At 43.7% G+C, this 13,013-nt stretch carries 11 protein-coding genes; 8 read left to right on the top strand and 3 right to left on the bottom strand.

All coding sequences use genetic code 11. The features are described 5' to 3' along the window. Positions 1-166: 166 nt before the first annotated feature. A complete protein-coding gene (locus AC1MBV_RS16265; RefSeq protein WP_255748389.1) occupies positions 167-943 on the bottom strand; it encodes a carbon-nitrogen family hydrolase in 777 nt (258 codons plus the stop codon). Between the two features lie 380 nt (positions 944-1,323). On the opposite strand from AC1MBV_RS16265, the gene AC1MBV_RS16260 reads away from it, so the two are divergent. From AC1MBV_RS16260 to AC1MBV_RS16235, 6 genes are all read left to right on the top strand, one after another. Beyond that, positions 1,324-1,980, top strand: coding sequence for a potassium channel family protein (locus AC1MBV_RS16260; protein ID WP_255748388.1), 657 nt, complete (start codon positions 1,324-1,326; stop codon positions 1,978-1,980). Between the two features lie 4 nt (positions 1,981-1,984). Further along, on the top strand, positions 1,985-3,334 hold the full coding sequence (locus AC1MBV_RS16255) for a TrkH family potassium uptake protein (RefSeq protein ID WP_480948802.1): 1,350 nt from the start codon (positions 1,985-1,987) through the stop codon (positions 3,332-3,334). Positions 3,335-3,537: 203 nt separating this feature from the next. Continuing rightward, on the top strand, positions 3,538-4,698 hold the full coding sequence (locus tag AC1MBV_RS16250; protein ID WP_255748386.1) for a cation:proton antiporter: 1,161 nt from the start codon (positions 3,538-3,540) through the stop codon (positions 4,696-4,698). Between the two features lie 273 nt (positions 4,699-4,971). After that, the gene (locus AC1MBV_RS16245) at positions 4,972-6,252 is read left to right on the top strand and encodes an ArsB/NhaD family transporter (RefSeq protein WP_255748385.1); all 1,281 of its coding nucleotides are present in this window, start codon (positions 4,972-4,974) and stop codon (positions 6,250-6,252) included. A 180-nt stretch (positions 6,253-6,432) separates the two neighbouring features. Then, positions 6,433-7,974, top strand: a complete 1,542-nt coding sequence (guaA, locus tag AC1MBV_RS16240; RefSeq protein ID WP_480948801.1) for a glutamine-hydrolyzing GMP synthase — start codon at positions 6,433-6,435, stop codon at positions 7,972-7,974. Between the two features lie 410 nt (positions 7,975-8,384). After that, positions 8,385-8,699 (top strand): YdcP family protein, encoded by a 315-nt coding sequence (locus AC1MBV_RS16235; protein ID WP_093674660.1) that lies wholly within the window; start codon positions 8,385-8,387, stop codon positions 8,697-8,699. A 138-nt stretch (positions 8,700-8,837) separates the two neighbouring features. Here AC1MBV_RS16235 and istB read toward each other — a convergent pair whose 3' ends face one another. Together istB and istA are read right to left on the bottom strand one after the other, a co-directional pair. After that, on the bottom strand, positions 8,838-9,575 hold the full coding sequence (gene istB / locus AC1MBV_RS16230) for an IS21-like element helper ATPase IstB (RefSeq protein ID WP_480948770.1): 738 nt from the start codon (positions 9,573-9,575) through the stop codon (positions 8,838-8,840). After that, complete coding sequence (gene istA / locus AC1MBV_RS16225) at positions 9,575-11,074, bottom strand: IS21 family transposase (protein WP_480948769.1); 1,500 nt, start codon at positions 11,072-11,074, stop codon at positions 9,575-9,577. The genes istB and istA overlap by 1 nt, the downstream gene beginning before the upstream one ends. Before the next feature lie 142 nt (positions 11,075-11,216). On the opposite strand from istA, the gene AC1MBV_RS16220 reads away from it, so the two are divergent. Both AC1MBV_RS16220 and AC1MBV_RS16215 read left to right on the top strand, forming a co-directional pair. Next, positions 11,217-11,534, top strand: a complete 318-nt coding sequence (locus AC1MBV_RS16220; protein ID WP_480948851.1) for a YdcP family protein — start codon at positions 11,217-11,219, stop codon at positions 11,532-11,534. Between the two features lie 30 nt (positions 11,535-11,564). Then, positions 11,565-12,965: an FtsK/SpoIIIE domain-containing protein gene (locus AC1MBV_RS16215; protein ID WP_155217820.1), complete on the top strand. Its 1,401-nt coding sequence runs from the start codon at positions 11,565-11,567 to the stop codon at positions 12,963-12,965. Positions 12,966-13,013: the final 48 nt, after the last annotated feature.

The raw sequence follows: 13,013 nt of genomic DNA, 5'->3' as shown, positions 1-13,013 counted from the left end.
CAGGAAGAAGGGGAGAAAATGAACATAATGTTTCAATTGGTGGTGATTATTGTTTCGACTAATCCAAACAATCATTCGAGCAGGCACGTTATTCGGCTTGGTTAGACACTTTTTTACACAGAAATAAAGTACAATAATTCGCGTGAACGACTCACATAGCTGCCGGTCACTCGAATAGAACCCTGTGTTTAAGCTGCGGAAATTCTTCTCTGATTTGATCAACAGCTGCAAGATCAATCTCAGCCGTAACGACGGATTCATTTTCATCACCGGCAGCGACTACATTACCCCGGGGATCAACGATGCGGCTGTGTCCACCAAGGACGACACCTCGATTAATCCCCACACAATTGCAGGAAGCGAGAAAACAATGGTTCTCAACGGCGCGAGCGGCATTAAAAAGTTCCCAGTGCGCCAGACGCGTGAGCGGCCAAGCTGAAGTAATCAGAAACAGTTTAGCACCGTGATCAAGTTCTTTACGAAATTGTTCCGGAAAACGCAGGTCGTAACAAGTTGCGAGTCCAACCTTGCCGAACTCTGTGTCGACCGTCACAGGATCAGTCCCGCGTGTCAGCAGCTCGCCTTCCTCTGATCCATAGGTAAATAAATGAATTTTTCGATACGATGCGATCAGTTGCCCTTGACGATTGAACAGAATACTGGTGTTGTAAAAATGATCGTTGGATTTTTCCACGAAGCTTCCGGCAAAGAGATAAGCATTCAACTCACGCGCTTTTTGCGCAAAATGTTCAACGAATGGGCCATCTATAGGCTCAGCTTCATCCTGATAATGGTCGAATGTATTGTAGCCGGTCATCCAGATTTCCGGAAGAAGAAAAAAGTCATAGCCGGCATATTTGTCCAGCAATTGATCAGCTTTTTTTATGCGATCGGATGCCAATTGTGCATCGTTGATTTGAAGCTGAATCGATGCGATTTTCATGAGACTTGAAACTCCTTTTTTGAGCTTTAATTTTTATTTTTCCGATAATAATTTTCACAATTTATTATCGCACACTAGAAGGCGCGGTTCAAACAATTAATGCAGCGTACAGCAGCTTTGTATTATGTAAAATGAGGAGAGGAGTACCTATTTTAAAAACGCTTCAATGGGAAAAATTACATTTTTAGGCCGATTTCTGACTATTTTGTAATGGGATATGAATTAACCTTCTGAATTCAATTCTCCGAATATGCCCGATGATATTTCGGATTGGTTTGACAATGGTCTTTCATTTAAATAGAGTGAACAATATATGACCACTCATATTAACAGGTCCGTAAATTCTTATAACGGGGCAATCACAGATTGGAATGATTTTAATGAATAAACAATTTGCTGTCATCGGTCTCGGCCAGTTGGGCTCAAGTGTCAGCATCGAGCTGAGCAATATGGGTTGCGAAGTCTTAGCGATAGATATTGATTTGGATAAAGTGAACGATTACTCGGATGTCGTATCGCAGGCTGTGCAGGCGGATTCGACGGACGAAAAGGTATTGTTGGCGCTTGGTATTCGCAATTTCGATCATGTAATTGTTGCGATTGGACGCAACATTCAGGCGAGCATCCTGACGACACTGCTGCTGAAAGAATCCGGTGTGAAGGAAATTTGGGCGAAGGCTCAGAACGACTATCACGAAAAGATCCTGAGAAAGCTTGGCGCGGACAAGATCATTCGTCCCGAAGTGGAAATCGGGTACCGGATCGCGCATCTGGCGACCGCAAATAAGATTCTTGATTACATCGAATTGTCAAAGGACTATAGCATTATTGAAATCGAAGTGACAGAACGGCTGATCGGAAAATCAATTATGGAAATTGACGTACGCGCGAATTACGGCTGTAATGTGATTGCGATCCGTCGCAATCGTTCGGTCATTGTACGTAACATCGGTGATTTAAAGCTTGACCGTAACGATGTTTTGCTGATTATTGGGAAAAGCGAAGATCTTGAACGGTTTGAAAAAGAAGGGGTATGACTGAATGACTTGGTTTAGAAGCAAGATGGCACAGCTTGATATCAGGCCAATTACGTTTAACCCTCCTTTGCTGTTAGTACTTATTTTTCTTGCATTTGTGATTGTTGGTTGCTTCATGCTTAAGCTTCCGATCGCAACGACTCATTCGATTTCGTGGATCGATGCGTTTTTTATTTCTACTTCCGCAGCGACCGTTACCGGACTCGCACCAATTGATCCCAGCACGACGTTTACGATGTTCGGTAAGACGGTGATCATGCTTCTGATCCAGATCGGAGGACTCGGCATCATGTCTTTTGCCGTTTTTTTTGTTATCTTGCTTGGTGGAAAAGTTTCGATCAGACAACGACAATTGATGCAGGAGGCACTTAATCAACCATCATTCGGTGGTGTTATTCGGCTCGTGGTGTGGCTGCTTGTCTTTTCTGTAACGATTGAATGTGTAGCGGCACTCCTAATTTCAACACGACTGGTTCCTGAATTTGGTTGGAGTAGGGGCCTTTTTTACAGTGTTTTTCACGCAGTCAGTGCTTTTAATAACGCAGGATTTGCATTGTTCCCGGATAACTTGATCCGATATGTTGGCGATCCGGTAATCAATTTAACCATTTCCGGCTTGATTGTCACAGGAGGACTTGGTTTTACAGTTCTTGCCGAACTGCTTTCAGAGCGGAAATTTCGAAAAATGTCGCTGCATTCACGTATGATGATTACCGGAACGATTGTACTGAATGTGATTGCAATTGCAGGCATTTTGCTAATCGAATGGCATAATGCCCGGACATTGGGAAAACTTCCGCTTGGCGAAAAATTATGGGCGGGTTATTTTCAAGGAATTACGCCTCGTACCGCTGGGTTTAATACCATTGATTATAGCGCCATGACGACTCCAGGCATCTTATTAACGGTTTTTTTAATGTTTGTCGGTGCGGGCAGTACATCAACAGGCGGAGGCATCAAACTGACAACGTTTATTGTGCTCGCTGCAGAAATGATCAGTTTCATCAAAGGAAGGCCTGAGGTTGAGGTGGGTAAAAGAACCATTGGACGGCATATTGTAGCGCGTGCATTGACCATTGCGCTGACATCACTGATTCTTGTGTTTGTCTCCGTGTTTACCCTTTCGATCACTGAACAAGCTTCACTTGAGCGTATTTTATTTGAAGTTGTATCTGCTTTCGGTACCGTAGGATTGTCAATGGGGCTAACCGCCCATTTGACTGTTTGTGGAAAGCTTGTGATCATGTGCGTTATGTTTTTGGGGAAAATTGGTCCACTCACGATCGCATTCTCTTTTTTAAAACGTATGAAAGCAAATATAAGGTACCCGGACGAAGATATTTTTATCGGCTAAGAGTGGAGTTCAATCTATTTCTTTTTGTCCTAGTCTTTTTGTCCTAGATCGAACGATTAGATTTTATTTTTCTAACAAATGGTTGACAATTCAGCTGCTCATTAAGTAAGCTTAATGTAATAAGTGAATAAGAAATGTTTTTTGGAGGAGCCTGTCATTATAGGCTCCCTTTTTGTTTTTTTGGAGGAGAAGGAGGACATGAATTGACATTTATTATTCAGTTAGCAGTCGTTATTGTTGCAACAAAAATAGCCGGTCATGCAAGTGTTCGGTGGTTGGGGCAGCCGGCTGTGCTCGGTGAGCTAATCGTCGGCATTTTGGTTGGCCCGGCACTTCTTGGGTGGATACCGGATTCTGAAATGATGCATGTCTTTAGTGAAATCGGTGTACTCATGCTTATGTTTATAGCCGGTCTGGAAACAAACCTTGAGGATCTTAGAAACAGTGCCCGCTCTTCATCAGCGGTAGCTTTGGGTGGTGTAATTCTGCCGCTTGGATTTGGCTATCTGGCCGGCACTCTACTAGGTATGGATACAAGTCATGCGATCTTTCTTGGATTGATCTTGTCCGCTACATCGGTGAGTATTTCCGTCCAAACACTGAAGGAATTAGGCAAGCTTCAATCAAAGGAAAGTATGACATTACTTGGCGCAGCTGTGCTTGATGATGTTATTGTGATTGTGCTTTTGGCTTTCGCTATGAGTATATTTGGAGACTCCGATACGTCAATTTGGTGGGTTGTCGGTGAAAAAATCTTTTTCTTTGCCTCGGCAGTCTTTGTAGCGTGGAAAGGTGTTCCTTGGATCGTTCGATTATTCGGCAGATTAAAGGTTTCCGAACCTGTGATCGCTCTCGCACTGGTTCTTTGCCTTGTTTTTGCATGGTATGCAGATCTTCTTGGCGTTGCAGGGATCATTGGTTCGTTTATTGCCGGCACAGCGCTTGCCCAGACATCATTCAAAGCAACTATTGAGCGTAAGATTGAACCTGTGGCTTATGGCATTTTTGTTCCTGTCTTTTTTGTCAGCATTGGACTAAAAGTGACATTCAATGGTATTTTTGACCAAATATGGTTCATTATCGGTTTAACACTGATTGCCGTATTGACCAAATTTATTGGATCCGGATTTGGAGCATGGATGACTGGTTTTTCACCGTTGTCTTCATTTCGGATCGGCTCCGGAATGGTTTCAAGAGGTGAGGTGGCACTTATACTCGCCTCTATCGGTATAGAGGCACATCTTTTGGCTCAAAAATATTTTACACCACTCATCCTTGTTGTTATTCTGACGACACTGATCACGCCGCCGCTCCTGAAAATTTTGTTTGAAAAAGAAGAGGCATCGGCACGCGCAAATAAATAGCAGTTGGAAAAACAGTTGAACGAATGGTATCGTGAATCGTAATGAAGTTTGCCAAGAGAACAGGAAACAAATGGGGTAAAATCTCAATTCATTTCTTTACAAAACAATCTGGAATTCGCAAGTTAAATTTAAGATAAAAAAAAATCCCCGGATTCTGCCGGTTTGCTGCACAGATCCGGTTCTTTTGCAATGTAATAGCTTGTGACCAAACATAATGAAACAAAGACATCAAATAAAAATCCAAAATAAACAATATATTAAAGGAAGATGGACATGCGGAGTGAAGCATTAATTGCTATAATCATTTTTATCACTGCCTACGCACTGATTATCTCAGAAAAAATTCATCGAACTATAGTGGCTATGACTGGAGCTTCTTTATTGCTTCTTTTTGGTGTCCTCTCTCAAAATACAGCAATTCAGCATATAGATTTCAATACAATCGGTCTTCTGACCGGCATGATGATCATTGTATCCATCACTGCGCAAACCGGATTATTTAAATATATCTCTATTCGCTCAGCACAAATGGTGAACGGACAGCCATTTGCGTTACTAATCGTTTTTTCATTAATTACTGCAGTGGGTTCGGCATTCCTTGATAACGTCACGACCGTGTTGCTGGTTGTACCCGTTACGCTCAGCATTGCAAAACAATTAGATATTTCCCCGACACCCTTCCTGATGTCTGAGATTTTCATGTCTAATATTGGTGGCACGGCAACGATGATCGGTGATCCTCCGAACATTATGATTGGGAGCGCAGTACCGGAGCTCAGCTTCTTAGATTTTATCACAAATCTGGCACCGGTCGTATTGCTAATAGTGGGGGCAACACTCTTGATGCTTGGATTAATTTACCGTCGTTCACTGAAAGGGAGTAAAGAAGCGCGCATGAAAATTGCAAAACTTAATGCACGTGAAGCAATCAAGGATAAAACGTTGCTGATCAAAGCGCTCGTTGTTTTGTTTCTTACTATTATTGGATTTTTCTTGCATGAGTTTATTGGTGCAGAAACAGCAACAATCGCACTTGCCGGGGCGTTCTTTTTACTTTTGCTATCCGGAGAACGTTATTTGGAAGATGCTCTAGCGGGTGTTGAATGGACGACCTTATTCTTTTTTGTGGGACTCTTTGTTCTCGTAGCAGGACTTGTGGAGACAGGGGTTATTGCAAGTGTGGCTAAAGGAGCGCTTACGCTGACAGGAGGTAAACTTGTTCCAACTACTTTTCTGATCCTTTGGATGAGCGCAATCGCTTCTTCAGTTATTGATAATATTCCATTTGTCGCTACCATGATTCCGCTTATTAAAGATATGGGAGAACTTGGTATCACGAATCTGGAACCGCTTTGGTGGAGTCTTTCCTTGGGTGCGTGTCTTGGTGGAAACGGTCTTTTAATTGGTGCAAGCGCAAATCTTGTTGTTGCCGCTCTTTCAGGACGAGGCGGCCACCGCATTACATTTATTCGTTTTATGAAATTGGGAGTTCCTGTGATGCTGCTTTCAATGGTTATTTCGACCATCTATGTCTACCTGAGGTATTTATTATGATGGGTTGCCGAGCGCTGCATTCATTGTTAAAATAGGAAAAGCGGTTCAATTTGTTGAATCTTGGCGAAAACGGATACTGTAAATTAAAACTGGAAGCCACGTGGCCTCCGGCTTTTTAAATGGTTTATTAGATGAATGAAACAGGAAATTTGATTAAAAACGGATGGGGTGGGCAGAAGGATGGGACAACCGAATAACTTGATTATTGTTATGGACTTCGGCGGTCAGTACAATCAATTGATTGCAAGGCGAATTCGTGATTTAGGCGTGTACAGCGAGCTGTTCCCGAATACGCTGACTGCGGAACAAATTAAAGAAAAGAATCCAAAGGGGATTATCTTCTCCGGCGGACCGAACAGTGTTTATGACGAAGGCGCGCCTTTGTGTGACTCAGCTATTTTTGACCTGGACATTCCGATCCTCGGCATCTGCTATGGCTTGCAACTGATCAGCAAGCACTACGGCTCGACTGTTGAACGTGCGACACACCGTGAATACGGGAAAGCAGAGATCACGGCGAACACAGATAACGCACTCTTTAGCAGCCTGCCTGAAACGCAAACGGTATGGATGAGCCATGGCGATCGCGTCAAGACGCTTCCTGAAGGCTTCAAAATTGAAGCAAGCAGTGAATCCTGCCCTGTTGCAGCGATGGCAAACGATGCGAAAAAGGTGTACGCGGTTCAATTCCATCCGGAAGTGCGCCACTCCGTGCACGGCAATGAGATTCTGAGCAACTTCGTGTTCGGCGTCTGCGGTGCGGAAAAAAGCTGGTCAATGGAACACTTCATCGACCAGCAAGTGGAAAAGATTCGCGCAACCGTTGGCGATCAAAAAGTTATTTGCGCATTAAGCGGTGGCGTGGATTCTTCGGTTGCCGCTGCACTCGTGCACAAAGCAATCGGCGATCAGCTGACCTGTATCTTCGTTGATCACGGCCTGCTCCGTAAAGGTGAAGCTGAAGGTGTTGTTGATACGTTCCAAAATCGTTTCCATATGAATTTCATTCATGTTGATGCAAAAAAACGCTTCTTGGATAAGCTTGAAGGCGTCAGTGATCCGGAACGAAAGCGTAAAATCATCGGCAATGAATTTATCTATTTGTTCCAAGATGAAGCCAATAAACTAGAGGATATTGCTTACCTCGTGCAAGGCACGCTCTACACGGACGTTGTCGAAAGCGGTGCCGGCGGCTCATCTCAGAACATTAAATCACACCATAACGTCGGCGGACTGCCGGAAGACATGAAATTCAAGCTAATTGAACCGCTCAACACGCTGTTCAAAGACGAAGTCCGCGCGCTTGGCACTGAGCTCGGCCTTGCTGATGACATCGTTTGGCGCCAACCGTTCCCAGGTCCTGGTCTTGGCATCCGCGTTCTCGGAGCAATCAGTGAAGACAAGCTTGAGATCGTTCGCGAATCCGATGCAATCTTACGTGAAGAGGTTAAGAAAGCCGGTCTCGACCGCGACATCTGGCAATACTTCACCGTGCTGCCGAACATCCAAAGCGTCGGCGTCATGGGCGACGGCCGTACCTACGACCATTGCATCGCGATCCGTGCCGTAACGTCGATCGACGGCATGACCTCCGACTGGGCACGCATCCCATGGGATGTGCTCGAGAAGATCTCAACCCGAATCGTTAACGAAGTCGAACACGTCAACCGCATTGTGTATGACATTACCTCCAAACCACCGGCAACGATTGAGTGGGAATAAAGTAGATACCTCGTTTGGTGTCAAAACGTTGATTTAACAGCATTTTTGGCAAAGGTAAAATGGATAATAACACTTAAATTGATAAGGATCTCCGCCAAAATTCCGCCAAGGACCGGAGTCAGAGAACCGTATCAGTTCGAGGTTCAGAAGGTATATTTTGAAGAATATGCCTTCTTTTTTATTTTATTTTTCCGCCAAGTCATTCTGTTTCGAAAGGTACCATCACTGTGTCACAAATTTTAATCAATCCTGTGCTGAGATGAGAAATCATTTCAGCCTTTTTATTTCAAGTTTTTGGTGTTGGAAGGGATGTGCTTTCACCAGAGCATCTCGCTCTTTTCCCGACAAAATTTAAGCTTGAATCAGCGTATTAATCAAAACAAAATTATTTACAGAAAGGAAAATGATTTATGGAACTGAAACACATTATTCCAAACGTTGAAAAGACATTTGGAAACCTCGAATATGCTGGAGAAGGCAATGTAGAACAGCGCCGGGTTAATGGTCGCACGATGATCCTTTCCCGCAGCTACAATTTGTATTCCGACATCCAGCGAGCGGACGATATCGTTTTGGTGTTACCACCGGAAGCGGGTGAAAAGCATTTTGAAGTAGAAGACAAGGTGAAATTGATCAATCCTCGAATTACCGCAGAGGGTTATAAAATTGGTGCTCGTGGTTTTACAAATTATATTCTCCATGCAGACGATATGGTGAAAGCATAAGGAGGGCAAAAAATGAGATTAGCTGAAGGCATTGTGATTGATAAGGACAAGACATTTGGTGCGCTGAAATGTTTTATGCAAGCAAAAAGTGCAGAGAATTGCAGCGAAAAATACATAGGCTTGCGATCCTAAATAGCGTTAAATTTCAGTATCTGTTTTTATTGAAGAGAGGGCATTTTTCAATCGGTAACTTTCTCCTGTAAACGCGATGACATGAGCATGGTGGACCAAACGGTCCACCAAAGCTGAAGTGAGCCGATTATCCCCAAACACTCGATTCCATTGACCAAATTCCAGATTCGAGGTCACGATGACACTTTTGCGTTCATAACAATCTGCGATGATATGAAACAATAATTCGGAACCTTGTTTTTGGAATGGAACGTAGCCTAATTCATCGAGAATGAGTAAATCTGATTTCTCGATTTGGCGCTTCAGTCGACTGAGTGTTCCTGCTTTGAGCGCTTCCTCTAATTGACCGACCAAATCGGCGACGCGGAAAAAACGAACGTCATACCCCATTTCACACGCTTTGATTCCTAAAGCAGTCCCTAAATGGGTTTTTCCCGTACCCGGTGTTCCCAGAAGCAGTAAATTCTGTTTTTGCTTGATAAACCGAAGATCGTAAAGATCTTTCTTTGTTGTGGTAGCTGGTAAATTGATTTGTTCCGTCCACTCATAGTCTTTTAACCATTTCAGTTCCCTAAATTTGGCTTTTTTGATTAACCGGGCAATCTTTGTCGTTTGTCTCGAACGCACTTCAATGGATAAGCAATCCCTTAAAAACTGTTCTTTGTTGTCAAATGGGACGCTTTCATAGTTGTCGATAAGATGAGCAAGATGTAGCGTTTTACACATCACTTTTAAATCGGTCATTAGGAAACTCCTCCTTCCAGAGAAGGACAAAGCCGTTGATCATAGGTGGCTAAATTGGTCTCATAATTGAGCAGAATGCCAGGCGTATGTTCTTCCTCTATTTTGTCAGGATAAGAAAACGCACTAGCCTCTAAAAAGATGCCAAGCTCATGGGGTGTCCTTTCCAAACGTTCTTCACTAGATAAGATGGTCTGGATTTCCTTTAAATCATATTTTTCTAACAGTTTTCTTAACCCCTTGACGCGGTATTTGACTTCTTCCTTGCGTATCGTCAGATACGCTTGCACGTTGTTGGGCAGGTACTTGAAAAATCGTGAATAACGAACCGAACGCGGTTTCTGTTCCCAATCATTCAGAATATCCTCCCACGGAATCACTCGCGTCGTATTCATGTAAGGACGATCCGATTGATACACAATCTCGCCATCATTCGTGAAACAAATAAACTGATTCCATTCGGCTTTGATGATTAGTGTTTGTTTCATCCGTGCATGATGGATGACAAATCGTTCTCCATCCATCAGGATCTCTCCATACTTATTGAGTTTTGCAGATTTTATCGAGAAGATGGGCAGATCCTTTAGAGGTAACGGTTTCAAATGCTTTTGATCCTCTTTCCACAACACATTGATCCGCTCTTTTTTTTCGTAATGAAGCCGCTCACGATCCTTGCTCATGGCTTGTTGAATCCAGGTAGCCAATTGCGGGAAGTCTTGCATTAATGGGGCAGTTGTGAAAAGATTATTTCTTGTGTATCCCACTTTCTTCTCGACATTCCCTTTTTCATGACCACTGGCAGGATTACAGGGCTGCACTTCAAAGCCATAGTGATTTCTAAATCGGCTGAAAGCCTCTGTGTACGTTCGTTTCGCACCCTTACCCATGGAAACGACTGCCGCAGCCAAATTATCCATTCTCAAATAAGTAGGCACGCCTCCGGCTTGCTTAAAGAGCTGTTTTAAGCCTTCCAAAAAACATTCGGTATTTTCACTGGGCAGAGGATAACCCAGCCCCGCATTACTGTATGGGAAACTTAGAATGAGCAATTTTATATCCTTAAAGGCGCTGTCTTTGACCACCGTCATTGTCCCAAAATCAACTTGCGCTTCACCCGGCGGGTGCTCAAGATGTTCATATCTTCGGTTTTTTTCCTCTTTGATTTGTGGTTTCCGACTTTGAATATAGTCACATACTGTTCGATAAGATCCTGGGAAATTCCATTCATCCCTAAGCTGTTCATATATTTTTTTGTTCGTTCTTCGCTCTTTTTTCTTAAGCTTCAGATCCTCCTCAATCCAGTCATCCACAATTTCACCATAGCTTTCTTCATACATCATTCCTCGCTTTTTAAACTGAAGCTGGGTATCCGACGACTCTCCATCTGCATATTTTTTGACGGTTCGCCAATTACAGCCGGTCTTTTTTGATATTTCATTAATCGATAAATCTTCGCTTTCTCTTAAGTGCTTGATATAATTGATTTCAGGCATTGCTAGCATCCTTTCATTTCCTCCTACTGTTAAGATCGCTCAATCCAAACAGTAGAGGTTATTTTGGGGGCTGGCAAGCCTATTTTTATGCGGTTAAGTTCTGCATAAATTCCCTGCAAAACTCTGTACTTTTATTCTGCCATAAACAGCGCTGAAATTCTCCGCACTCCGCCGTGAAGTGCGCGTGAATAATGAGGACGGGACGGTTAGTGATGAAATTAAAGAACGGACTTATGACCTTAAATCCCGTGGACAAGGACGCATGATACAGGTCAGTATTCCGGCTGCCGTCCCGTTAAAAGAGTTTGACTATAATGCCGAAGTGGAACTGATCAACCCGGTAGCGGATACAGTAGCGACTGCCACATTTTTGGGAGCGGATGTGGACTGGTATATCAAGGCCGAGGACATAGCGCTGAAAAATAAACAAGCCGTCCCCCATCCGCAGCCACAAACTAAAGGAAAGTAATGCCATTTCATTTTCCGGAAAGGATCATTTATGAAACATTTCATCTATAAAGGAAAAAGGATTCGAGCGGGTGATCAACATCTTGTCTTTCGATTTGCTGCTACCTCACTCGTTCTTGTTTTCCTATTCGTGTTGCTGGCCTTTCATGGGAAGCGGCTCATGCTAATGGACTGGAAGAAGGTACGACTTTTGCATGAAGGCAGCTTGCAGTTTGCTATCACGCCCTATCTCATGTTCAGTGTCAGTGTAGCTGCAGGAATAAGCATGCTTGTGGCCGGCCTTTATTACCACTTTCATCGAGATAGAGTGAAACAGCTCGTGCACCGCCAAAAGCTAGCCAAAATGATCCTAGAAAATAAATGGTATGAATCCGAACAGGTGCAACATGACGGGCTCTTTAAAGACCTACCATCCGGCAGGCCAAAGGAGAGAATCCGCCATTTCCCAAAGATGTATTACCGGCTCAAAGATGGACTGATTCACATCCACGTAGAAATTACGTTGGGTAAATATCAGGATCAGCTCCTGCACTTGGAAAAGAAGCTGGAAAGTGGCTTGTACTGTGAACTGGTGGACAAAGAGCTCAAGGATTCTTATCTAGAATATACCCTGCTCTATGATACGATTACGAATCGTATTTCCATTGAAGAAGTCACTGCTAAAGACGGGCGCTTAAAGCTGATGAAGTCTGTTTATTGGGAGTATGATAAGTTACCTCATATGCTCATTGCTGGGGGAACAGGCGGAGGAAAAACCTACTTCATCTTCTCACTCATTGAAGCCTTAGCGCGCACAAACGCCATGCTTTATGTCCTTGACCCAAAAAATTCGGATCTTGCTGATCTTTCTGAAGTCATGCCGAATGTCCATCATCAGAAAGAAGACATGATGGCCTGTCTGAACCAGTTTTATGACAGTATGATGGAACGCAGTGAAGCCATGAAACAGATGACTGGCTACAAGACCGGAGAGAACTATGCTTATCTGGGATTGCCCGCTCACTTCCTCATCTTTGATGAATACGTGGCGTTCATGGAAATGCTTGGGAAAGAGAGTTCTGTTGTTTTAACCAAGTTGAAACGGATCGTCATGCTTGGGAGACAGGCCGGGTACTTCCTGATCCTTGCCTGCCAGCGTCCAGACGCTAAATTTTTAGGCGATGGGATTCGTGACCAATTCAACTTCCGTGTGGCCTTGGGACGCATGTCGGAAATGGGCTACAGCATGATGTTTGGTGAGGTGGAAAAGGATTTTTTCCTAAAACAAATCAAAGGGCGAGGTTATGTGGATACAGGGACAAGTGTCATCTCAGAGTTTTATACCCCTTTAGTCCCTAAAGGACACAATTTTATAAAAGAGATTGGAACACTGATAAGAAGCAGGCAGGACGGACAGGCGGCGTGCGAAGCGAAAGCCGAAGGGACGGACTAGCCTGCTGCTGGTGTGGCGTCAGCCACGCCAGCGATTTAGCCCCCCGTA

It is taken from the genome of Sporolactobacillus sp. PKPK-6, assembly GCF_056678885.1.
Note: the sequence above shows the minus strand (reverse complement) of the source record. Positions and strands in the feature narration are given on the sequence as shown.